General features: G+C 53.2%; 21 protein-coding genes and 1 tRNA gene. 18 read left to right on the plus strand and 4 right to left on the minus strand.

Annotated elements, in window-relative coordinates; translation table 11 throughout:
* Positions 1 to 9: 9 nt before the first annotated feature.
* From mdh to KI379_RS03435, 3 genes are all read left to right on the plus strand, one after another.
* Positions 10 to 951, plus strand: coding sequence for a malate dehydrogenase (gene mdh / locus KI379_RS03425; protein ID WP_145136058.1), 942 nt, complete (start codon positions 10 to 12; stop codon positions 949 to 951).
* Between the two features lie 135 nt (positions 952 to 1086).
* Positions 1087 to 1512 (plus strand): hypothetical protein, encoded by a 426-nt coding sequence (locus tag KI379_RS03430; RefSeq protein WP_076170462.1) that lies wholly within the window; start codon positions 1087 to 1089, stop codon positions 1510 to 1512.
* Between the two features lie 235 nt (positions 1513 to 1747).
* Entirely contained in the window at positions 1748 to 2623 is an 876-nt protein-coding gene (locus KI379_RS03435) for an SDR family oxidoreductase (protein WP_076170461.1), read from the plus strand.
* A 179-nt stretch (positions 2624 to 2802) separates the two neighbouring features.
* Here the strand turns inward: KI379_RS03435 and yfbR are convergent, their stop codons facing one another.
* Positions 2803 to 3462: a 5'-deoxynucleotidase gene (gene yfbR / locus KI379_RS03440; RefSeq protein ID WP_212982777.1), complete on the minus strand. Its 660-nt coding sequence runs from the start codon at positions 3460 to 3462 to the stop codon at positions 2803 to 2805.
* Between the two features lie 243 nt (positions 3463 to 3705).
* Between yfbR and pnpS the strand changes: the two genes are divergently transcribed.
* From pnpS to KI379_RS03490, 10 genes are all read left to right on the plus strand, one after another.
* On the plus strand, positions 3706 to 5511 hold the full coding sequence (gene pnpS / locus KI379_RS03445) for a two-component system histidine kinase PnpS (protein ID WP_212982778.1): 1806 nt from the start codon (positions 3706 to 3708) through the stop codon (positions 5509 to 5511).
* A gap of 165 nt (positions 5512 to 5676) precedes the next feature.
* Positions 5677 to 6411 (plus strand): response regulator transcription factor, encoded by a 735-nt coding sequence (locus KI379_RS03450; protein ID WP_076170458.1) that lies wholly within the window; start codon positions 5677 to 5679, stop codon positions 6409 to 6411.
* 155 nt (positions 6412 to 6566) lie between these two features.
* Complete coding sequence (locus tag KI379_RS03455; RefSeq protein ID WP_212982779.1) at positions 6567 to 7757, plus strand: methyl-accepting chemotaxis protein; 1191 nt, start codon at positions 6567 to 6569, stop codon at positions 7755 to 7757.
* Positions 7758 to 7902: 145 nt separating this feature from the next.
* Positions 7903 to 8658: a phosphate ABC transporter ATP-binding protein PstB gene (pstB, locus tag KI379_RS03460; RefSeq protein ID WP_076170457.1), complete on the plus strand. Its 756-nt coding sequence runs from the start codon at positions 7903 to 7905 to the stop codon at positions 8656 to 8658.
* Between the two features lie 49 nt (positions 8659 to 8707).
* Positions 8708 to 9367 (plus strand): phosphate signaling complex protein PhoU, encoded by a 660-nt coding sequence (gene phoU, locus KI379_RS03465; RefSeq protein WP_089545825.1) that lies wholly within the window; start codon positions 8708 to 8710, stop codon positions 9365 to 9367.
* A gap of 179 nt (positions 9368 to 9546) precedes the next feature.
* Positions 9547 to 12213 (plus strand): DNA polymerase I, encoded by a 2667-nt coding sequence (gene polA / locus KI379_RS03470; protein ID WP_212982780.1) that lies wholly within the window; start codon positions 9547 to 9549, stop codon positions 12211 to 12213.
* A gap of 127 nt (positions 12214 to 12340) precedes the next feature.
* Positions 12341 to 13174, plus strand: coding sequence for a DNA-formamidopyrimidine glycosylase (mutM, locus tag KI379_RS03475; protein ID WP_145025260.1), 834 nt, complete (start codon positions 12341 to 12343; stop codon positions 13172 to 13174).
* 141 nt (positions 13175 to 13315) lie between these two features.
* Positions 13316 to 14086, plus strand: coding sequence for a manganese efflux pump (locus KI379_RS03480; protein WP_212982781.1), 771 nt, complete (start codon positions 13316 to 13318; stop codon positions 14084 to 14086).
* Between the two features lie 14 nt (positions 14087 to 14100).
* Complete coding sequence (coaE, locus tag KI379_RS03485; protein ID WP_212982782.1) at positions 14101 to 14697, plus strand: dephospho-CoA kinase; 597 nt, start codon at positions 14101 to 14103, stop codon at positions 14695 to 14697.
* Positions 14694 to 15257 carry a lytic transglycosylase domain-containing protein gene (locus tag KI379_RS03490; RefSeq protein WP_076170451.1) on the plus strand — a complete coding sequence of 188 codons (564 nt, stop codon included), beginning with the start codon at positions 14694 to 14696 and terminating at the stop codon, positions 15255 to 15257. Before coaE ends, KI379_RS03490 begins: the two co-directional genes overlap by 4 nt.
* Positions 15258 to 15348: 91 nt before the next feature.
* Here the strand turns inward: KI379_RS03490 and KI379_RS03495 are convergent, their stop codons facing one another.
* Complete coding sequence (locus KI379_RS03495) at positions 15349 to 15567, minus strand: alpha/beta-type small acid-soluble spore protein (protein ID WP_076170450.1); 219 nt, start codon at positions 15565 to 15567, stop codon at positions 15349 to 15351.
* 214 nt (positions 15568 to 15781) lie between these two features.
* Here KI379_RS03495 and nrdR point away from each other — a divergent pair, with 214 nt between their 5' ends.
* Positions 15782 to 16249, plus strand: a complete 468-nt coding sequence (nrdR, locus tag KI379_RS03500; RefSeq protein ID WP_076170449.1) for a transcriptional regulator NrdR — start codon at positions 15782 to 15784, stop codon at positions 16247 to 16249.
* Between the two features lie 229 nt (positions 16250 to 16478).
* Positions 16479 to 16551, plus strand: a tRNA-Ala gene (locus KI379_RS03505).
* A gap of 52 nt (positions 16552 to 16603) precedes the next feature.
* Here KI379_RS03505 and KI379_RS03510 read toward each other — a convergent pair.
* Entirely contained in the window at positions 16604 to 17482 is an 879-nt protein-coding gene (locus KI379_RS03510; RefSeq protein ID WP_212982783.1) for an AraC family transcriptional regulator, read from the minus strand.
* Positions 17483 to 17648: 166 nt separating this feature from the next.
* Between KI379_RS03510 and KI379_RS03515 the strand changes: the two genes are divergently transcribed.
* Together KI379_RS03515 and KI379_RS03520 are read left to right on the plus strand one after the other, a co-directional pair.
* Positions 17649 to 18833, plus strand: a complete 1185-nt coding sequence (locus tag KI379_RS03515) for a Gfo/Idh/MocA family protein (protein WP_212982784.1) — start codon at positions 17649 to 17651, stop codon at positions 18831 to 18833.
* Positions 18834 to 18882: 49 nt separating this feature from the next.
* Positions 18883 to 19968 carry a Gfo/Idh/MocA family protein gene (locus tag KI379_RS03520; protein WP_212982785.1) on the plus strand — a complete coding sequence of 362 codons (1086 nt, stop codon included), beginning with the start codon at positions 18883 to 18885 and terminating at the stop codon, positions 19966 to 19968.
* 152 nt (positions 19969 to 20120) lie between these two features.
* Here KI379_RS03520 and KI379_RS03525 read toward each other — a convergent pair whose 3' ends face one another.
* Positions 20121 to 20699, minus strand: coding sequence for a TetR/AcrR family transcriptional regulator (locus KI379_RS03525; RefSeq protein ID WP_212969963.1), 579 nt, complete (start codon positions 20697 to 20699; stop codon positions 20121 to 20123).
* Between the two features lie 184 nt (positions 20700 to 20883).
* On the opposite strand from KI379_RS03525, the gene lpdA reads away from it, so the two are divergent.
* Positions 20884 to 22272, plus strand: a complete 1389-nt coding sequence (gene lpdA, locus KI379_RS03530; protein WP_212982786.1) for a dihydrolipoyl dehydrogenase — start codon at positions 20884 to 20886, stop codon at positions 22270 to 22272.
* Positions 22273 to 22276: the final 4 nt, after the last annotated feature.

Below are 22276 nucleotides of genomic sequence, written 5' to 3' on the forward strand. Positions count from 1 at the left end.
GATCCGATCATGGCCTTGACTCGTAAAAAGATTACCGTTGTGGGTGCCGGTTTTACCGGTGCCACGACGGCGCTGATGCTCGCGCAAAAGGAACTTGGCAACGTGGTGCTGCTGGATATTCCTCAACTGGAGAACCCAACCAAGGGCAAGGCGCTGGACATGCTGGAAGCGAGTCCTGTTCAAGGCTTTGACAGTCAGATCATCGGTACCTCGAATTACGATGATGCGGCTGGCTCCGACATCGTGATCATTACGGCCGGCGTTGCCCGCAAACCGGGCATGAGCCGTGACGACCTCGTGAACACCAATGCAGGCATCGTTAAATCGGTCTGCGACAACGTAAAACGAGTAGCGCCGGAATCGATCGTGATCATCCTGAGCAATCCGGTGGACGCCATGACGCATGTCGCTTACAAGACGCTCGGTTTCCCTAAAAACCGTGTGATCGGCCAATCCGGCGTCCTTGACACGGCCCGCTACTGCACGTTTATCGCACAGGAGCTGAACGTCTCCGTCGAGGATGTGCGCGGCTTTGTGCTTGGCGGACATGGCGACGACATGGTGCCTCTCGTGCGGTATTCCAGCGTCGGCGGTATTCCGATCGACACGCTGATATCGCCGGAGCGCATTCAGGAGATTGTGCAGCGCACCCGCGTCGGCGGCGGCGAAATCGTCAACCTGCTCGGCAACGGCAGTGCGTATTACGCCCCGGCAGCCTCATTGGTGCAAATGGCGGAAGCCATCATCAAGGACAAGAAACGGATTATACCGGTCATCGCGCGCCTTGACGGCGAATACGGCTACCATGACATTTTCCTAGGCGTACCGACGATTCTAGGCGGCAGCGGCATCGAGAGAGTTTTCGAGCTGGAGCTGACGGCCGAAGAAAAAGCGGCGCTGGATCAATCGGCCGATTCCGTCCGCAATGTCATCGCTGTAGTGAATGTATAAGCGGGACCATTCGTGTCCAAACTTTGAACAAGAAAACCTCTAATGTGTGACAACCATGGAGGTTTTCTTTTCTTTTCAAAGGTTTATAAGTATAATGAATGTTATGGAAACACAAGCACGCGGGGAGGAAATGGAATGACCACTGTGATGTTTTTCGTACATATTTTGGGAGCGTTGGCTCTCGGATTCTATCTGGTTCTGCCATTCGTTGTAGGTAAAGTGGCCGGTTTGTCACTCCCTGCTCAGGAAGGCAGCGCGGCAGCCATCCGCAGCCTCAATACGTTTGCACAAGTAGGCCTTGTGATCCAGCTGCTGACAGGCGGCTATCTGATGAGCCAAGGCGACTATTCCGTGCCGTGGATGATCATTATTGTCATCCTGCTGCTGGCGCTCGGCGCAATCAGCGGAATCATGGGCAAGCCGCTCCGTCTGGCGATCAAGGGCATTCAGGAAAAAAGGGATATTTCCGTAGAAATGGGGAAAATCCGTACGCTCAGCGCCCTGCTGGCGATCTGCCTGTTGATCATGACTTTCTTCATGGTCTACAACCACATTATTTAAGTAATAGGTTCTAACGTTTGAAGATGACTCCGCATTGCGGGGTCATCTTTTTTTTGACAAAAATGATCCATGGACTGCTTTTTCTTGAATGGAGAGCGGTCTTCTACTGTTTAACTCCGGGAGCGATGTGGTAAGTATCAACGGTAGAGAATAATCCATCCGTCATATGCCATCCTAATACGGAATGTGATGGTATGTGCACCGATGAAACCCATCCGTGAAAGGAGAATGAATGATGTCAGGAAATTCGCAATCGCAATCTAAACAGACTTTGCCTCCTCAGCATCAGAATCATCAGCCGGGGACGGAATCGGAAATGAACCCTCTACCGAAATACGAGCCCAAGGATTACAAAGCCGCGGGCAAGCTGCAGGGCAAAAAGGCGATCATCACCGGCGGCGACAGCGGGATCGGCCGTGCGGTGGCCGTAGCTTTCGCTAAAGAAGGTGCCGATATCGCGATCGTATACCTGAATGAGCACGGGGACGCCGAAGAAACGAAGCGCCAGATCGAGCAGGAAGGACGCAAATGCCTGCTGATCCCTGGCGATATCGGAGACGAGTCTTTCTGTAAAAATGCCGTCAACCAGTCGGTACAGGAGCTGGGCGGACTGGATATTCTAATTAACAACGCGGCGGAGCAGCATCCGCAGCAGAAAATTGAGGACATTACGAAGGAGCAGCTCGAAAAGACGTTCCGTACGAACATCTTCGGCATGTTCTTTATGACTAAGATGGCGATGCCGTATCTGAAGAATGGCAGCGCGATCGTCAACACGGCCTCTATTACGGCCTATAAAGGCAACCCGACGCTGATCGATTACTCCTCGACGAAGGGCGCAATCGTCAGCTTTACGCGCGCGCTGTCCATGAACGTGGTGGAGAAGGGCATCCGCGTGAATGCGGTCGCTCCGGGGCCGATCTGGACCCCGCTCATTCCGTCCACGTTCGACGCACAGCAGGTAAGCCAATTTGGTGCGTCGCAGCCGATGAAGCGTCCGGGTCAGCCGGAAGAGCTGGCGCCAGCCTATGTCTATCTGGCGTCGGATGACTCGTCTTATGTCAGCGGACAGGTGATCCACGTGAACGGCGGCGAAGTCGTAAACGGCTAAGCCGAGCGGAACGTAAAAAAAGGGCAGCGATGCCTTGAAACGTCTGGCATCCGCAGCCAGTATTTGGATCGGTTGTTACCCAAAGGGATTGAATTCTAGCATTCCTTGAACAAAAGGTTGTACCCGGAAAAAGAAACTCCGGGTACAACCTTTTTTGGTGGTAGCGTCAGAGGGCCGCTTCATTCCGGACTGCTACCGTGATTTCCATCGTCGGCAGTGTCGGCTGGATTACTGCCGCCTTCATCGTCGGCGGACAGCTCATCCAGCGACATTTCGAAGCTCGGCGCCATATTTTCCAGGAAATAATCCGCCTCGGCGAGTTTCATCTGGCGGATCTTCGCCAGTGTCTGCTCCTTGGCGGCGGCGAATTCCCGGTTGCCTGCGGCAACCTCGCGCGTGCACTTCAAGTAAGCGTCCAGCCGGTCGGCGGCTTTGACATAGCGCAGCAGCTCGGACTCCTGTTCATCCACCGTATCCGGATGAAGGAGGGGGCCGTAGACCGCCTGCAGCTCCGGAGGCACCATGCTGGCGAGGCGCTCCGCGGCGATCTGCTCCATCTCGCGGAAGCTTCCGAGGAGCCGCGGGTTGTTATGCTTCACCGGCGTGGCGATGTCGCCGGTGAACACCTCCGCCGCGTCGTGGAACAAGGCGAGAGATGCGGCACGGTCCGCGTTGAGCCGGCGCCCGAAGAAGACGTTGCCGATATGGCAGAGCATATGTGCGAGCAGAGCGACGTGATAGGAGTGCTCCGCCACGTTTTCCGGCGAGGTGCTGCGCATCAGGCTCCAGCGCTGGATATACTGCAGACGGTACATGTAAGCGGAAAAATGATAGTTCAACGTTCGGTTCTCCTTTCGAAGCAGGATAGATTGAACCTAAAGTTAAGTATTGAATTTCCTATTAACGGTCCAGCAGAGGCCTCAAATTACATTTCTTTAGTTCAATCTATCTGGATAATCCTATTATATCCGGGAAGAGGCGCCCCGGAACAGGGCTGTCCATTTTCCACTGGTCAAAGGGCGGGATTCACGTTAGGATTAGGAATAGAAAAAGAGGAAACTTGAGGATAAAGGAAGGGACCCATGAAACCTTTTCGGATCAGATTGACGCTGATTCTTATGGTGATGATCGGCGTATCCATGCTCGGGGCAGGCATCACGATGGCCCAGGTGTTCAAGAAATCGCATATTACGGGACTTGAAGAGAATATGGTCCGCGAAATAAAGCTGCTCAGCACTACATTTGACTTCATACCGATGCAGGGGGCGGATGCGGTCAGCTATTATACCGGCGAAGCCGGGAAGCTCGGCAAGCTGACGGAAGCGCGGGTGACCTTTATTAAAAGGGACGGCACCGTGGTCGGCGATTCGGAGAGCAATCCGCTGGAGATGGACAACCACAGCAAGCGGGAGGAGATTGTGACGGCTTCGAAAGAAGGGGTGGGGCACGCCATCCGTTACAGCGATACGCTCCGTCAGAATATGCTGTATGTGGCGGTGCCGGTGACATCCGGCGCGAATTTCGACGGCTTCATCCGGCTGTCGGTCAGCCTGAAATCCGTCGATGAGGGCGTCCGGAACGGCTGGATGGTCATGGCCATCGGCCTTGTGATCCTGTTTGCGGTGGCAGCCTTGATCAGCTACCGTATCGCATCCGGGATGACGTCGCCGCTGGAGAAGATCACCCGGGTGGCCAGACGCATTTCGCAGCAGGATTACGACGCCCGCGTCGACCTGCGCAGAAAGGACGAAATCGGCCTTCTGGGCAAGGCGATCAACGGGATGGCCGACAGCCTGCAGACACAGCTGAAAACGATCCAGGACAATGAGGGTTTGCTGCAGAGCGTGCTCGACAATATGACCGGAGGCATTCTGCTTGTGGATGCCGAAGGGAAGATCGCGCTGGTGAATCCGGCCGCCGAGAACATGCTGAGCGTGAGTGCCCAACACATTACCGGCCGCTCTTATGATGAACTGAAGCAGTACTACGAACTGACGAAGCTGATCAAGGAAGGGATCTCCGAGCGCATCGAAATCCACGAAGAGCGGAAGGTCTACATTCCGCAGGAAACGATCCTCCGCATGGACGGGGTTCCGATGTTCCGGGAACAAAACGGCAAAGAGTTCAGCGGCATGCTGTTTCTGCTGCAGGACGTTACAGCGATCCGCAGGCTGGAGAATATGCGCAGCGAGTTTGTGGCCAATGTGTCCCATGAGCTCAAGACGCCGGTGGCGGCGGTCAAGGGCTTTGCCGAAACCCTGCTGAACGGCGGCGTCCATGACGAGAAAACGGCCAAGTCGTTTCTGCAGATCATTTTCGATGAGAGCGAGCGGCTGAACCGTCTGATCAGCGATATATTGGATTTGTCCAAAATCGAATCCAAGCAGTCGCCGATGGATTACGCTCCCGTCGACGTGTCCACGTTCTTTGGGACGATGATGGAGACGCTCGGCACGGTCGCCAGGAAAAAAAGGATCACGCTGCAGACGGACATTCCGGATGAATTGTTTATCGAAGCGGATGAGGACAAGCTGCGGCAGATTTTTATCAATCTGCTCTCGAACGCGATCAGCTATACCCAGGATGGCGGCAGAGTTGAGCTGTCCGTGCGCGATCAGCAGGACGCCGACGGGAACGAACAAGTCGTATTCGCCGTTTCCGATACCGGCATCGGCATTCCGAAGAAGGACCTGCCGCGGATCTTCGAACGCTTTTACCGGGTGGATAAGGCAAGATCGAGAAGCTCGGGAGGAACCGGGCTGGGGCTTTCGATCGTGAAGCATCTCGTTGAACTCCATCACGGAGCGATTTCCGTGGAAAGCGAGCTCGGCATCGGCACCACGTTTACCGTTAAGCTTCCGATGCTTCAGGAGCAGGACGGTGTGTAAACGGGGGAAATGGAATATTCCCCCTTTTCGTTAGAGACAATAGGCTTATCTTTTTGAAAAAGGTAAACATCATGTATTCTTTTACACAGCGTTAACAATCAGATGATAAGATGTTGCTTGTCAGCATTCATTCATTTGATACAAGAAACAGGGGGACCGGTGAATATGACTCAACGATTGTTGGTAATCGAGGATGAGCCGACGCTCGCCAGATTGCTTTCGTACAACTTGACGCAGGAAGGCTACGATGTCACGATTGAAGACCACGGCACGTCCGGGTACGAGCGGGCCGCCCATGAACCTTACGACCTCATTATTTTGGATTTGATGCTGCCGGGAATGAATGGATTTGACATTTTGAGCAAACTCCGCAGCAAGGGAATGGAGACGCCGGTGATTATTTTGACGGCCAAAAACGCGGAGGAAGAGGTCGTGCAGGGCCTTAAGCTGGGCGCCGACGACTACATTACGAAACCGTTCGGGGTTTCGGAGCTGCTGGCGCGCGTAAGCACCGTGCTTCGCAGAGTGTCTGGTCCAGGAGAGGAAGCGGCGGCCGTTCCGGAATCGCCTACCTCGGCCATCACGCTCGGACAGCTGGAGATTTATCCGGAGAAATACGAGGTGATGCTGGGCAGTACCAGCATTAATCTGCGGCCGAAGGAATTTGAAGTGCTGCTGTACCTCGCCCGCAAACCAGGCGTTGTCCTGACCCGGGATGATTTGATGAACGCGGTGTGGGGCTTTGATTACATCGGGGGTCAGCGGACGGTGGATGTGCATGTCAGCTCCCTGCGCAAGAAGCTGGAACTCGACCCCGAATCCGTTCATATCGATTCCATCCGCGGCGTTGGCTATAAGCTGGTCGTCAATAAAAAAAGAAGCTCTCATCCTGTGGAATAAAAGGAGAGAGCTTCTTTTTTTGCATGCATTAGACCTAAGGAACTAGTTCTTTGATCATAGGTTTACATACAATTTACATTGTCCGCATATTCTCTTAACGCTCGGGAGGTATGATGCGGCTAAAGACTAGAGAGCCGAAGAGGGGGAGGGCCATATTGTCCACACTGTACGCCGATCTGGAACAAAGCATTCGTGCAAATGGAAACCCAGCTCAAGAAGGTAACGCCTCCGCGCAAGGCCATACTGAAGCAAGCACGCAAGAGGGAGGGGATTCCGGGGATCGCCCCACGCCGGCGGAATACTGCCGGATGGTTCCGCTGCTGGAAGCCCAGACGAGCTGCCGTGAAGTTCTGGAGCTGATCAAGGAGCAGCCGGATCTTCCCTGCGTGGTCATTGGGGGGAAGGAGGGCCAGCCGTTTGGGCTGGTCATGCGGGACACCTTTTACCGGAAGCTGACCGGCCGGTTCGGTGCCGATTTGTATTTTGCCCGTCCGGTGGAGAGATTTGCAGATATGCAGCCTCTGATCGCCGACATTGGAGCCGATCCCGGACTGCTGATTCAGCAGGCGCTGGACCGCCCCGAATCCCAATTTTATGACTGTGTCATTTTGACGGATCACGGGCAGCTGGCAGGCGTGTTGACGGTCCTGGATTTGATGATTATGTCGGGCCTGCTTCAGACGGGGGCTGAGCAGCGGCGCAGGCAGACGGTAGCGGAGAACTTCAGGCATGTCACCGGCATGGAGGAATCGCTGCAGCAGGTAGCGGAGGCGGCAAACGCCACGCTGATAGAATGCCGCCAGATGAAAGAATGGTCGCTGAACGGACGCAGCAAGCTGGATGAGGTCAGCCAGTCCTATTCTAATGTGGTGGAACGGATGAACGAGAATCAGCAGCAGGTGGCCCGGCTGATCCAGGATGTCGACACGATCTCGGCATTAACCCGGACCATTTCGGAGCTGGCGGATAAAAGCAATCTGCTGGCCATGAACGCATCGATCGAGGCAGCGCATGCCGGTGAGCACGGACGCGGCTTTCAGGTCGTCGCTGCTGAAGTCAGATCGCTCGCAGGACAGACGCGTCAGCTGGCGGCGGATATTTCCGGACTGCTCGGAAGCATCAGCCGGCTGGCGAAGGAAACGGGGGCTTTAACCACGGCCGGAGTGGGCGAAATCACGGCAAGCGCGGAGCTGTTAGGCGAAGGAAGCCGAATGTTCGGTGAGCTGGAAAAGGCGGTCGAGCACGTGGCGGGGACCGGTGAAACCGTCAACCGGTTGGCGGGAGATACGGCCATGCGGGCCGCCGTCATCAGGCAGGAACTGGAAAAGGGAAGTTCTTTTGCTTAATATTGGATCTACTAGTTTACACATTTTACACTGCGTTTACAATTGTGGGACACAGCATTTACATAACGGCATTACTATAGATAGGTGCCATATAGATGAACTGAACTTCATAGACCCTTTTTGAAAAAAGGAGAAGCGATTGTAAATGGAAGATATTATCGATATTGAGCAGTTGAACTTGTACTACGAGCAGTTTCATGCGCTTAAAAATATAGACCTGGACATTCCCGAGAAAACGATCACTGCCTTTATCGGCCCTTCCGGATGCGGCAAGTCGACCCTGCTGCGGACGCTGAACCGGATGAATGACATGATCACAGGCACGCATATCGAAGGCTCTGTCAAAATCGGCGGGAAAGATATTTACGGCAATGACGTGCACGTGGAGGCTCTTCGCAAGCAGGTGGGCATGGTGTTCCAACAGCCGAATCCGTTCCCCAAATCGATTTACGACAATATTGCCTACGGCCCCCGTCTGCACGGCACGCGCGACAAAAAGGTGCTCGACGAAATTGTGGAGCAGAGCCTGCGCCAGGCCGCGCTGTGGGAAGAGGTTAAGGATTACTTGAAGCGTTCGGCCCTCAGCCTCTCGGGCGGGCAGCAGCAGCGTTTGTGCATTGCCAGAGCATTGGCGGTTCAGCCGGACATTCTTCTGATGGATGAGGCGACCTCTGCGCTCGATCCGATTTCGACACTAAAGATTGAGGAATTGGTGCAGGAGCTCAAGGAGACCTATACCATCGTTATGGTGACTCACAATATGCATCAAGCTGCCCGGATTTCCGGCCGCACGGTATTTTTCCTGAACGGGGAAGTCGTCGAAGCCGATGATACCAAAGAGTTGTTTACCAACCCGCGGGACTCCCGTACCGAAGATTATATTTCCGGGCGTTTCGGGTAACCGGCAGCAAGATGAGCATTAAATATATCCTAGGGGGAACAGGGCAGCGATGATTCGGAGAAAAGAGTTGGATCAGGATTTAGAGGTACTGCGCACGTTGCTTCGCCAGATGGGCGCGCATGTGGTTCATGCTTTGGAAGAGGCGGTTATCAGCCTGAAAACGCTCGATGCGGTGAAGGCACAGCAAATCGTCAAGGATGACGCCAAGTTGAACGCGATGGAAGAGGAAATCATGGACATCGGCTCCCGCTTGATCGTCACCCAGCAGCCGGTAGCTAAGGATTTGCGGAGAATTCTCGTGGCCTTTAAAATTTCAAGCGACCTGGAGCGCATGGGAGACCTTGCCCTGGACGTTGCCAAGGTGACGCTGCGGCTGCAGGGGCAGGAGCTGATCAAGCCGCTGATCGACATTCCGCAAATGGCTGAGCTGGTGCAAGTGATGGTCGAGGAGTCCATTACGTCTTATTTGGACGAAAATACCGACCTTGCTTATAAAATGGCCAAGGACGACGATCAGGTGGACCAATTCTACAGCCGGATCATCACGGAATTGTACGGCTATATCGCCTCGAATCCCGAAACGCTGTCGCAAGCGATGCTGCTCACACTGGTTGCCCGGTACATCGAGCGGATCGCCGATCACGCCACGAATATCGGGGAGAGCACGGTGTATCTCGTCACCGGCCGGCGTCCTGATTTGAATCAATAACATCATCATACATGAGATCAAGGAGCTGACCTGCACAGGCGGGAAGCTCCTTTTTTGTCGTAAAGGAATTGACAGAAATTACGCTTAGGAGATTTGGGGCAAAACGGCCTAATTTTTTCTCGAAAAGGGGCGTGTATGGTATCATAAATGAAGGACGTTTGATAAAGGGAAGGTGCCCAATGAACAAGCTGATTTTGATAGATGGAAACAGTATTATTTACCGCGCATTTTTCGCAATGCCCCCGCTGACGAACACCAAGGGTCTGCATACGAATGCTGTGTACGGATTTACGAATATGCTTCTGCGTTTGATCGAAGACCATAAGCCGACGCACATGATGGTTGCGTTTGACGCCGGAAAAACGACGTTCCGCCACGAAGGCTACCAGGAATACAAGGGTGGAAGGGAAAAGACGCCGCCGGAGCTGTCGGAACAGTTCCCGCTGCTCAAGGAGCTGTTGCAGAGCTTTGGCATCGCCCAATATGAGCTGAGCGGTTACGAGGCGGACGATATCATCGGGACCGTCTCCCGCATCGCCGAGGAGGAAGGGCAGCAAATTCTCGTCGTGACCGGGGACAAGGATATGCTGCAGCTGGCTTCGGACCATGTTCAGGTGGGCCTGACACGCAAAGGGGTAACGGAAATTGAAACCTACGCACCTGAGCAAATCAAGGAGCGGTACGGACTGACCCCGCTTCAAATCATTGACCTGAAGGGCCTCATGGGGGACCCGTCGGATAACATCCCGGGAATTCCAGGCGTCGGCGAGAAGACGGCGCTCAAGCTGCTGCACCAATTTGGATCAGTCGAGGAAGTGCTGGCCAATACGGCTGAGCTGAAGGGGAAGATGAAGGAAAAGATCGAAACCCATTCCGATGACGCGGTCCTCAGCAAGAAGCTCGCGACCATTTACCGCGAGGTGCCGCTGGACAAATCGTTTAACGAGATGGTATTCCCGGGCCTGAAGGAAGAAACGGCAGGGCCTGCGCTCGCCAAGCTGGAATTCAAATCGCTGCTGGAGCGGTTGTCCTTCCATGCGGACGGTAACACGCACTCGGATGAGGAGCAGGCCAAGGCTGCCGAACGGGAGATCGAGGTCACCGTCGTAGACGGCGAAAATGCGGACGAGCTGATCGGTGCACTGGACGCCGTGCAGCTTATTCATGTCGAGACCAGCGGAGAGAACCCGCATCACGCCGACGTGATCGGGATAATATTCTCCACTGAGCCGAAGCATTACTATGTTCCGTTCGAGCGAATGAACGAGTCTTGGGCGGAGCCGCTGCGGACGTGGCTGGGGAACCCGGATGTTCCGAAACGGGGATATGACCTGCACCGCACGGATCTGGCGCTTCACTGGAAGGGAATCGCGTTTGCCGGGGCATCGTTTGACGTGCAGCTGGCCGCGTATTTGCTCGATCCGACGGAAGCCAACCAGAATGTCAACGCGCTTGCATCCAAATACGGCTTGCCGGTGCTGGCGGCGGATGAAGACGTATTCGGCAAAGGCGCGAAATACAAGGTGCCGGAGCTGGACGTACTGAGCGGGCATCTGGCCCGGAAGAGCGCCGCGCTGCTGGAAATCATTCCGCTTCAGGAGAAGGAGCTTGCGGACAATGAGATGAGCTCGCTGTTCCATGACCTGGAGATGCCGCTGTCGCGGATTTTGGCGGACATGGAGAAGCAGGGCATCGCGGTCAACAAGGATGATCTGAAGGCGCTCGGAACGGAATTCGAGTCCCAGATCAAGTCGCTGGTCGAGCAGATTTATGAAATTGCAGGCACCGAGTTCAACCTCAACTCGCCGAAGCAGCTGGGAGAGATTCTGTTCGTCAAGCTGGGCCTGCCTGTCGTGAAAAAGACCAAAACCGGCTATTCCACCGACGCCGAAGTGTTGGAGAAACTGGCACCGTATCACGATGTCGTGCGCCTGATCTTGCAGTACCGGACCATCGCCAAGCTTCAGTCGACGTATGTGGAAGGACTGCTGAAGGAAATTTCGGAGGAAACGGGCAAGGTGCACACGTATTACCGCCAGACAATTGCGGCTACAGGACGCCTAAGCAGCCAGTTCCCGAACCTGCAAAACATTCCGATCCGTCTGGAAGAGGGACGGAAAATCCGCAAGGTGTTCGTGCCATCCGTACCGGGCTGGTACATTCTGGCCGCCGACTACTCCCAGATTGAGCTGCGGGTGCTGGCCCATATCTCAGGGGATGAAGGCCTGAAGGAAGCCTTCCTGCACGATATGGACATCCATACGAAGACGGCCATGGACGTGTTCGGTGTCAAAGCCGAAGACGTTGACGCCAACATGCGCCGGTCCGCCAAAGCGGTTAACTTCGGCATCGTGTACGGAATCAGCGACTATGGTCTGTCCCAGAACCTGAACATTACCCGGAAGGAAGCGGCCCAATTTATCGATCAATACTTCGACGCCTTCCAGGGCGTTCGCAAATATATGGATGATATCGTCAGAGACGCCAAGCGCGACGGTTATGTCACCACGCTGCTGGAGCGCAGACGGTATTTGCCGGAAATCAATGCGAGCAACTTCAATCTGCGTTCCTTCGCCGAGCGGACGGCGATGAACACGCCGATCCAAGGCACTGCCGCCGATATCATCAAGCTGGCTATGGTTCAGATGGATGCGGCGCTGGCGAAAGAGAAGCTGAAGAGCCGCATGCTGCTTCAGGTGCATGACGAATTGGTATTCGAAGTCCCTGAGGACGAGCTGGAAATCATGAAGAAATTGGTACCGGAGACGATGGAGCATGCGCTGACCCTGTCCGTTCCGCTCAAAGCGGAAGTGAGCTACGGAGTCAATTGGTACGAGGCGAAATAAAGGGCTGCGTAAGCGCCCGTATGTAAATTTTACGGGTTCCCCGCGAAGGATTGGAGCAGACTTCGAAGAAAAAGCGCCGCTTTGTGGGGCTGTCTTACGTTATAATAGAGGTTGAGGTGAAGTCATCATGCCGGAATTGCCGGAAGTCGAAACAGTCAAAAGAACACTCAATCAGCTCGTGAAGGGCAAGGTGATTGACCGCGTTAGTGTCCATTTGGCGCGGATCATTCAGCGCCCCGATGATATAGATCAGTTTGCGTGGATGCTGGCCGGACACACCATTGAAGGTGTGGAGCGGCGCGGCAAATTTTTGCGGATCCTGCTGGACGGGCTCGTGCTCGTCTCCCATTTGCGGATGGAGGGACGGTACGGGGTATACCAGAGCAGCGATCCGGTGGAAAAGCATACGCATGTCATTTTCCACTTTACCGACGGCACCGAGCTGCGGTACAAGGATGTGCGGCAGTTCGGAACGATGCATTTGTTCCAGCCCGGAGAGGAATTCCAGCTTCCCCCGCTCTCCAAGCTGGGATTGGAGCCGCTGGATCCGGCGTTTACGCTGGAGCGTTTCAAAGAAACGCTGAAGGGGAAGAAGACCAAAATCAAGGCTGTCCTGCTCAACCAGGCATATATCGTCGGCATCGGGAATATTTATGTGGATGAGTCGCTGTTTCGGGCGGGCATTCACCCCGAGCAGCCGGCCGATACGCTGACGGATGGGCAGCTCGAAGCGCTCCATCAGGCGATTGTAGCCACGCTTGCCGAGTCGGTTGAGGTGGGGGGATCTTCCATCAAGTCTTATGTCAATGGACAAGGTGAGATGGGCATGTTCCAGCACCAGCTGAAAATTTACGGCCGGCAGAACCAGCCGTGCGTAAATTGCGGTACCGCGGTGGAGAAAACGGTCGTTGGCGGGCGCGGAACCCATTTCTGCCCGTCCTGCCAAACCCTGAAATCGTAACAATTCGAACTGGGCGTGCACCCCTTTTTTGTACCCTCCATATACTGAGGTAGAGATATCTTATGAAGCGGGGCTTCCGAATGCCTGATCCATGCTGCAGGCTTTTTCGGGGCACCGCTTCTGTCACAGGGAGGGAACGGGGTGCTCAGTCATGTTCTTGCACTGCTGCTGCTTGCGTTAGCATTAAGTTTGGACAGTTTTGGTGTCGGCATTACATACGGCCTTCGTCAAATGAGGATTTCGCCGTTATCGATAGCGATTATTTCTTTATGCTCCGGGGTCATCATCTATGTGTCCATGCAGGTGGGCGTGCTGCTGGCCCAATTCGTATCCCCTTCGATCGCCTCCATCATTGGAGCGGTCATCCTGATCATTATGGGCTCGTGGTCGCTGGTACAGATGTGGATCCAGAAGGAGAAGAGCGGGGAAGGCAAAGAAGTCTTGGAAGCCAAAGACGCAGATCTCGCCAAGCAGGCTAAAGACGCCCATACCAGCGGGATCGAGGGGCATGGCTTGCAAAGCTCCGGCGGAGAAGGTACACTGGACCCTGCCCAGCATGAAGCACCTGAACAGACGGTGTTTTCGCTGGAAATCCGGAAGCTGGGCGTCGTGATCCGCATTTTGCGGACGCCGTCTTCTGCGGATATGGATAAGTCGGGCAGCATCTCCGGATGGGAGGCCATGTGGCTTGGTATCGCCTTGTCCCTGGATGCGTTCGGCGCCGGTCTGGGCGCGGCATTGCTCGGATTTTCGCCGCTGCTGACCGCCGTCGTGATCGCTCTCTTCAGCGGCACCTTTTTGGTCGTCGGAATGAAGACGGGTCTGCGCTTTGCGTCCCGAACGTGGATGCGCCGGTTTACGGTGCTGCCGGCAATATTATTAATTGTAATGGGAATAATGAAGCTGTTATGAGGTGAGTTAAGGATATGAACATCGGGTTAACCGGAGGAATAGCGACAGGAAAAAGTACCGTATCCGCCCTCTTAGTCAGCAAGGGGGCGCTGCTTGTTGACGCCGACGTCATCGCCCGGGAAGTCATGCTCCCGGGTCATCCGGTTTTGGCGGCGGCCGTCGAGCATTTTGGACAAGCCATCCTCCTTCCGGACGGAACGCTGGACCGCAGACGCCTGGGGGATATCGTGTTTCACGATCCCGCTGAGCGCAAAGCTCTGAACGATATTACGCATCCTGCGATCCGACAGGAGATCCGGGAGCAGATGCAGACCTTTGAACGGGAGCACTCGGACCGCCTGGTAGTGGTGGACATCCCGCTCCTGTTTGAATCGGGTCTGGAAGCGATGTTTGAGCAGGTTTTGCTGGTCTACGCCCCGTTCGAGGTTCAGGTGGAACGTCTGATGGAGAGAAACCGGCTGACGAAGGATGAAGCGGTCGCGCGGATTCGTTCCCAAATGGATATCGAAGAGAAGAAGAAGCGGGCCGACGTTGTGATCGACAACAGTGGACAACCTTCCGAGACGGAGCGCCAAGTGAATGAATTTTGGAACCGGAAGGGCCTGCTATGAAGTTTTTACGCAAAAAAAGAGTGCTTCTTCTGTTGTTCTTAGGATTTGTCGTCATCCTGTTTTTTAATACGAACTGGATGTCGTGGTTTTACCCGATTCATTATAAAGAGAATATTCGTGAGCAGGCTGAGCGTTATGACGTCGACCCGTTCCTGGTGGCTTCGATTATCCGGGTGGAATCCAATTACAAGCTGGGCAAGGAGTCCAAGAAGGGAGCTCTCGGCTTGATGCAGTTAATGCCGGATACGGCCAATTGGGCGATGGAAAAGGCCAAGCTTCCCGAGGTGACGCTGGACCATATTAAGCATGAGCCGGAGGCCAGCATCGAAATCGGCACCTGGTATCTCAAAACGCTGTCGGAGCAGTTTAAAGGAAACCGGATTGCCGTGATCGCCGCATACAACGCGGGGCCTGGTAAAGTGGACGGTTGGCTGAAAAGGGGCGTATGGGACGGCACCTACGACTCGGTCAAAAATATTCCCATCGGGGAAACCCGGCACTACGTCCAGCGGGTCATTTATTACTACAATCAATACACGCGGATATACAGCGAGTTCTAAAGGGAGTACTGTTCTGTCGCTAAACATAACAAAAGAAGCATTGGAGAAGCTAGGTTAGCGTCTCCAACACTTCTTCGGGTATCAAACCGAATTAGAATTGACCAGCCAGTTGTTGTTCAGCCAGGGTCACCAAACGTTTAGTGATAAGTCCCCCGATCGAACCGTTCTCATATGCAGTCATGTTGCCTTGGTATCCGTCTTGTGGGATGCTGATACCCAGTTCTTGAGCGACTTCATATTTCAATTGGTTCAGGGCTGCGGTAGCTTTAGGTACTACCAGGTTGTTGGAGCTGTTGTTGTTGGAAGCCATTGTTGTTCACCTCCTCGCTGTTTGTAAATGTATTATGTCTCGAAGCTCAAAAGTTCATTACTCTTTTTGAAAAGTTTTTGTTGGAAATTTAATACATTTCGGTGAGGCGGCAAGTTAATCCCTGACGGGATAAGGGTTCACGGTATTCGGACCCTGTGAATGTTCGTGATTTTGTTCTATATACACCGTGATTTGCAAAGGAAGGGAGTTTACCATGAAATGTCCGTACTGTGATTATGCCGGCACGAAAGTGCTGGACTCACGGCCCGCTAACGAAAATAAATCGATCCGCCGCAGGCGTGAGTGCGAGAAGTGCAGCCGGCGCTTTACCACGTTTGAGATGGTGGAGGAAACGCCGCTGATGGTCATCAAGAAGGATGGAAGCCGGGAAGAGTTCAGCCGGGATAAAATCCTCCGCGGCCTGATTCGCGCTTGCGAGAAGCGCCCGGTATCCGTGGAGCAGCTCGACATGATCGTCTCCGAGGTGGAGAAATCACTGCGCAACACCGCCGTGGCGGAGGTGGAGAGCCGGCAGATCGGCGAGCTGGTGATGGAGCAGCTGTATCCCGTGGATGAGGTGGCTTATGTCCGCTTTGCGTCGGTTTACCGCCAATTTAAAGATATCAACATGTTCATGAAAGAGCTGAAGGGGCTGCTGTCCAAAAATACGGTGGAAGACTAACCGTAAGGGAGCATGCTGCTTTGCCGGTCCGGCAACCATCTTAAAGAGCAAAAGGGCCTTCCAGGGCCTCTTTTGCTTTTGGCGGTGGCCATGTCCATGGCAAGGGAGCATATGGCTGAACACTTGCGTGAGCTCCAAAATCTTTTTGGATTTTTTTATTGACACATGCATAAATCTTTGATAAATTATAAGAGTCGCTGATACATAATAAATCAGTAGAAAATATTAAGGGGCCTTAGCTCAGCTGGGAGAGCGCATCGCTGGCAGCGATGAGGTCAGGGGTTCGATCCCCCTAGGCTCCATAAGAAAAAAACCCTTGGGAATCAAGGGTTTTTTTGTTTGTTTTTTTTAATTTTAAGTCCTGGCCCACTTCTTCCGATACTGGTGTGGCGTAATGCCCATGCGCTGTTTGAACAATTTACAAAAATAAGAGCTGTTCGCTAAACCAATCTCCTCAGCAATGAGCGAGATTGGTTTTTTCGTAGTCGTTAACAGCAGAACGGATTGATGGACCCGGCGGGCCATGATGTATTCGGAGATGCTGATGCCTGTCGCCTCTTTGAAGAGATGCGAAACATGATAGGGAGATAAATGCAGCGACTTGGCCATGTCGTCCAGCCGAAACGGTAACGTATAGTTGGCCTCGATCCATGTCAATATGTGCTCCACTTGATGATTTTGGCGAAGGGCTGGTTTGGGCAGCCCGGCTTCCGTCCGCTGATTCCATACGTGTTGGATCGAACGGTACAGCATAACGAGAAATAAAGAAAATTCCTCATATCTTTCCGCCTCTGAAAGCGCGGGTAATTGATTATCCAAGCTTTTGTAGACAGCGTCCAGGATGTGGAGCTCATCCCCGGTGTCATACAAGCACGGAACAGGGAGTTCCCCTAAATACATGAATCGATAAAAGGTATGAAGCGAAGGCCATTTTTCAAAATAAGACTCAAACATCGTCGGTTCAAAGGTTACAAGGGAACGTTCAAAGCATTGGCCTTCGTCGTATTCGAGCTTGAGATGATGGAGCTGATAAGGCTGAAAAATGCAGAGCATGCCCGGTTTGATGTCGTAGCGGTTGTTATTGACGATCATCGTCCCTTTCCCTTGATGGATCAACAATATTTCCACCCCGAGATGGGAGTGGAAGGTTTCCTTATGCTCATCGTTGACGCTTTTTCGTTTATAGGCAAAATGCAGGGGCACCTCGCTATAGTTACCCGCTACAAAAGACATGGCCGCTGCCTCCTTCTTCCCCCGTATGTACTCGCTTTCGAATCTATTCTATCGCAGAACCGCAATCTAGTGTTATTTTTTCCCCCACAGCGAAGCACAATGTTCTCGCAGCTTCAGTTAATATCCTTATATGCCAATGAAGAAAGCTCAGGGGAGGTTAACCGAAATGATCAAGGTTGCGATTATTGGGACCGGGGCGATTTCGTCCGCTCATATCGAAGGTTATCTGCAGTTGAAGGAACGCTGCCAAATTGTTGCGTTATGCGATCTTTATCCCGAGAAGGCCGAAGCCAAGCGGGAGCAATACGGTTTGGACGCTGCCATCGTTAAAGATTACAAGAAACTGCTTGATCAGGAGATCGACCTGGTTTCCGTTTGTCTGCCTCCGTTTGTTCATGCGCCCGTTACTATTGATTTTCTGAATGCAGGCAGTCATGTGATCGTGGAAAAACCGATGGCCTCTTCTCTTGAAGAATGCGATGCCATGATCAAAGCTGCGGAACAAAACGGGAAAGTATTGTCCGTCATTGCCCAAAATCGCTTCAGAAATCCGATTATGAAGCTGAAGCACGTTGTGGACAGCGGACTGGCCGGCAGAATTCTTCATGCCCAGGTGGATTCGTTCTGGTGGCGGGGCCATTGCTATTACGATTTATGGTGGCGCGGCACGTGGGAGAAGGAGGGAGGCGGTCCGACGCTGAACCATGCGGTTCATCATATCGACGCCTTGCTCTGGATGCTGGGTCAGCCCAGCGAGCTTCAGGCATATATGAGCAACGTCGCGCATGACAATGCGGAAGTGGAGGATTTGTCCATCGCGATTTTGAAATATCCGAACGGCAGCTTAGGGCAAATTACAAGCTCCGTCGTTCATCATGGGGAAGAACAGCAGTTTATTTTCCAGGGTGAGCATGCCCGGATCTCGGCGCCGTGGCGGGTCACGGCGTCCAGGTCACTGCCGAACGGCTTCCCGGAGCGGGAACCCTCTCTCGAGGAGAAAATCCAGCAATATTACAACGAGCTGCCGGATCTGCCATACGAAGGCCATACGGCACAGATCGATAATGTGCTGAATGCCATCGAAACGGGGGCGCCGGTCATGATTGACGGAATCAGCGGGCGGAATACGTTGGAACTCATTATGAGCATTTACAAATCCGCAAGCACCGGAGAAAAGGTTAAACTTCCCCTGCAGCAGGGCGATCCTTTTTATACGCGGGAGGGCCTGATGAAGAATGCACCACATTTTTACGAAAAGGGCAGCAGCATCGAAAATTTTGCGGATCTAAAAATAACGACAGGAAGCCGTTACGGCAGCGTAACGAACGGACAAACGTCAGGCGAACAGTAAATCCCGATCATCGGGATGGAGAACCTTAAACGCGGAAGGGATGAAGGAGATGCAGAAGAACGACGGGATGAATTATGCCCCGAAAGGCAAACCCAATCCGGTGGTCGGGCCGGGTGAATTTGTGATTGCCGCTGTGGCGCTCGATCATGGGCACATCTATGGAATGGTCAACGGACTGATCGAGGCAGGCGCTACATTAAAGTGGGTTTATGACCGTGACCGGGCCAAAGCGGAAGCATTCACACGAACCTATCCCCAAGTAACGATTGCAGCCTCCGAGGAAGAGATTCTGGCAGATCCGCAGATTCAGCTTGTTGCGGGAGCAGCTGTTACTTCGGAGCGCTGTGCGCTGGGGCTTCGGGTGATGGACGCAGGCAAAGATTATTTTACGGATAAAGCCCCCTTAACAACGCTTGAGCAGCTGGAGTCGGCCCGCGCCAAAGTGCGTGAAACCCGAAGAAAGTATATGGTTTATTACAGCGAAAGGCTGCATGTCGAATCGGCGGTTTATGCCGGGCAGCTCATTGAGCAGGGCGCGATTGGGCGGGTGCTGCAGGTGACGGGATTCGGACCCCATCGGTTAAACGCTTCGTCCCGGCCGGAGTGGTTTTTTCAAAAGAAGCAATACGGAGGAATTCTATGCGATATTGGCAGCCACCAGGTCGAGCAGTTTCTTTTTTATGCGGGTTGTAAACAAGCGGAGGTGCTGCACAGTAAAGTGGCAAACTACAACAACCCTGAATATCCGGAGCTTGAGGATTTTGGCGATGCCACCCTGCTGGGGGACAACGGGGCCACGCAATATTTCCGGGTGGACTGGTTTACGCCGGACGGCTTAGGTTCATGGGGAGACGGACGCACGCTGATATTGGGAACCGAAGGTTATATTGAGCTGAGAAAATATATCGATATCGCCCGCGATCGGACCGGCAATCATGTCTACCTGGTCAATCAGGAAGGGGAATACCATTTTCATGTTGACGGGCAGGTTGGATATCCGTTCTTTGGAGAACTCATTCTTGACTGTCTGAACCGGACCGAAAATGCCATGACGCAGGAGCATGCGTTTATGGCGGCGGAATTGTGTTTGAAAGCGCAGGAAATGGCGATGGACGTAACCCGCGGCGGCAGCTGATTGCATGACCAGGCCATGAAGTTCATGGAGCAGCTGCTTAATATTGCATCTGTTAAAAATAAGCTGGGGAGGGCCACGTATGTATCATACAACCCTCCCTTAATCGTTATTTAGGTTGATCTATCAGCTGTTTGACCATCCCAATCTCAATTTTAGCTCTGTGAGCTTGTCTTGATAAGATCTTTGGCATGCTGCCTGCCTGTCGATAATAAACTGTCACTCAGCTCGGCATCACTAACGGAACGCGCCAGTACAATCGTGCCGACCATAAGGCTCAGCAAAGCTTGGCCAGTCAACGGATCGACTTCTGCCAGATCAGAGATAAAATCAATCATGCGCTGCAGCTCCTCGGTAAAGACTTCGCGCACCTCATCGGACATTCGGGATACTTCCCCGGAAAGGGCGGGAAGAATGCAGCCCACCTCGGTCTGGTCGCGATGCTGCGGACTCAAATAATAATGAATGACTGCGTGGATTTTGGGTGCTTCCTTTTCCTGGTCCGCCGCCTTCTGCAGCAGGGCAATGGTCTCGCTGATCGCAAAGCGGCAAGTTTCAGCGACCAATTGCTCTTTATTGTCAAAGTGGGAATAGAACCCCCCGTGCGTCAGACCGGCACCCTTCATAATAAAGGGAACGCTGATGCCCTGTACTCCGCTGGCCCGAATGGCTTTGGCTGCACTTTCAATAATCCGGCCGCGAACCTTTAATTTGTGACCTTCCGGATATGGCAAAACAATCACTCCTACTAGGAAAAAACGCATTTTAAAATATTATAGGCATCATAATAAAACCTGTCAATTTCCTCGGTCCAGTCGTTTGGATCTTATGGCAAACAAGCAGGGATATTGACTGTTATAAAATATGATGACTATAATATATTATGTTCATCATATTTTATTTCGGAGGTGCAAAATTATGATCGACCTTAAATCGGTAGATACCCTGGTAATAGGATCGGGTCCGGGAGGTTATGTGGCGGCGCTTCGGTCAGCACAGCTTGGAATGACAACGGCTGTCGTTGAGCGCGGCCGGGTCGGTGGCGTGTGCACCAATATAGGTTGCATTCCTTCCAAAGCGTTGATTGGGGAAGCACATCGCTTCAAGCAGCATAAGCAATGGAATCAGGCAGTTGCTGCTGCTGCTTCCTTTGAGGATGCTCAGGGCTTTAAACAAGCCGTCGTAAATAAGCAAGCCGGTGGAGTTCAATATTTATTAAAGACGGCCGGAGTATCGGTTCTTGAAGGAGAGGCACGCTTGATCGACGAGCACACCGCTTCCATTCAACAAGCGGGAGCCGAACAAAGGATTTCTTTTAAACACGCCATCTTAGCAACCGGTTCTCGTCCAATTGAGCTTGCGGCTTTGCCCTACGGCGGACGTATTATGTCTTCCACTGAAGCGTTGTCCCTTTCACAAATTCCATCGAGCCTGGTCGTAATCGGCGGCGGTTATATCGGCGTTGAACTGGGGCAAATGTATGCCAAATTCGGAACAAAAGTTACGATTCTGGAGGGAGGAGGACAGGTGCTGCCCGGATTTGAGGCGGACCTTGTGGCTCCGGTTGTACGGCAGTTAAACGAAGACGGTGTAACTATCATTACGGAGGCTATAGCCGTCCATGCGGAACAGGATGCAGACGGGCTGACGCTCAGCTATATGTGTCAAGATGAGCAGCGTACTGTAAGAGCAGAATATGCGCTGGTGACTGTTGGAAGAAGACCGAATACGGACGGCGAATTAGGGCTCGAGAACATCGGCTTGCAGACAACGGTCAGGGGGCTGATCGAAACGGACGCTCAGTGCAGAACGGCAGTTCCGCATATATTTGCGATCGGTGACATTACGGAAGGTCCGGCTCTGGCCCATAAAGCTTCCTACGAAGCTAAAGTTGCGGCAGAAGCTATCGCCGGCAAACCTTCTATTGTGGATTACAGAGCTATTCCGCTTGTTGTGTTTTCCGAACCTGAATTGGCCAGCGCTGGTCTGACAGAGACAGCATGCAAGGAGCAAGGGATCCCGGTTATCGCAGGCAAATCCTCCTTTAGTATTAATGGCAGAGCTTTGGCGCTGAAAGAAGAGCCAGGATTTGTGAAGATCATTGCGGATCAAGCGTCGGGGATCGTTAAAGGAGCGCAAATCGTGGGCATAGATGCGTCAACCCTCATATCGGAGCTGGCCTTGGCGATCGAGATGGGAGCGACCGTAGAGGATTTGGCGATGACAATTCATCCCCATCCTACGTTAGGGGAAGTCATTATGGAGGCGGCCGAGAACGCGGTGAGAAAAATGAGAATTGCAAAATAAATAA

This window comes from Paenibacillus cineris (genome assembly GCF_018333335.1).
Taxonomy (GTDB): Bacteria; Bacillota; Bacilli; order Paenibacillales; family Paenibacillaceae; genus Paenibacillus_AQ; species Paenibacillus_AQ favisporus.

Excerpts from the sequence above, each read along its gene's own strand:
- mdh (WP_145136058.1), top strand. The coding sequence starts at position 10 with ATGGCCTTGACTCGTAAAAAGATTACCGTTGTGGGTGCCGGTTTTACC.
- KI379_RS03430 (WP_076170462.1), top strand. The coding sequence starts at position 1,087 with ATGACCACTGTGATGTTTTTCGTACATATTTTGGGAGCGTTGGCTCTC.
- KI379_RS03435 (WP_076170461.1), top strand. The coding sequence starts at position 1,748 with ATGTCAGGAAATTCGCAATCGCAATCTAAACAGACTTTGCCTCCTCAG.
- pnpS (WP_212982778.1), top strand. The coding sequence starts at position 3,706 with ATGAAACCTTTTCGGATCAGATTGACGCTGATTCTTATGGTGATGATC.
- KI379_RS03450 (WP_076170458.1), top strand. The coding sequence starts at position 5,677 with ATGACTCAACGATTGTTGGTAATCGAGGATGAGCCGACGCTCGCCAGA.
- pstB (WP_076170457.1), top strand. The coding sequence starts at position 7,903 with ATGGAAGATATTATCGATATTGAGCAGTTGAACTTGTACTACGAGCAG.
- phoU (WP_089545825.1), top strand. The coding sequence starts at position 8,708 with ATGATTCGGAGAAAAGAGTTGGATCAGGATTTAGAGGTACTGCGCACG.
- polA (WP_212982780.1), top strand. The coding sequence starts at position 9,547 with ATGAACAAGCTGATTTTGATAGATGGAAACAGTATTATTTACCGCGCA.
- mutM (WP_145025260.1), top strand. The coding sequence starts at position 12,341 with ATGCCGGAATTGCCGGAAGTCGAAACAGTCAAAAGAACACTCAATCAG.
- coaE (WP_212982782.1), top strand. The coding sequence starts at position 14,101 with ATGAACATCGGGTTAACCGGAGGAATAGCGACAGGAAAAAGTACCGTA.
- KI379_RS03490 (WP_076170451.1), top strand. The coding sequence starts at position 14,694 with ATGAAGTTTTTACGCAAAAAAAGAGTGCTTCTTCTGTTGTTCTTAGGA.
- KI379_RS03495 (WP_076170450.1), bottom strand. The coding sequence starts at position 15,567 with ATGGCTTCCAACAACAACAGCTCCAACAACCTGGTAGTACCTAAAGCT.
- nrdR (WP_076170449.1), top strand. The coding sequence starts at position 15,782 with ATGAAATGTCCGTACTGTGATTATGCCGGCACGAAAGTGCTGGACTCA.
- KI379_RS03510 (WP_212982783.1), bottom strand. The coding sequence starts at position 17,482 with ATGTCTTTTGTAGCGGGTAACTATAGCGAGGTGCCCCTGCATTTTGCC.
- KI379_RS03515 (WP_212982784.1), top strand. The coding sequence starts at position 17,649 with ATGATCAAGGTTGCGATTATTGGGACCGGGGCGATTTCGTCCGCTCAT.
- KI379_RS03520 (WP_212982785.1), top strand. The coding sequence starts at position 18,883 with ATGCAGAAGAACGACGGGATGAATTATGCCCCGAAAGGCAAACCCAAT.
- lpdA (WP_212982786.1), top strand. The coding sequence starts at position 20,884 with ATGATCGACCTTAAATCGGTAGATACCCTGGTAATAGGATCGGGTCCG.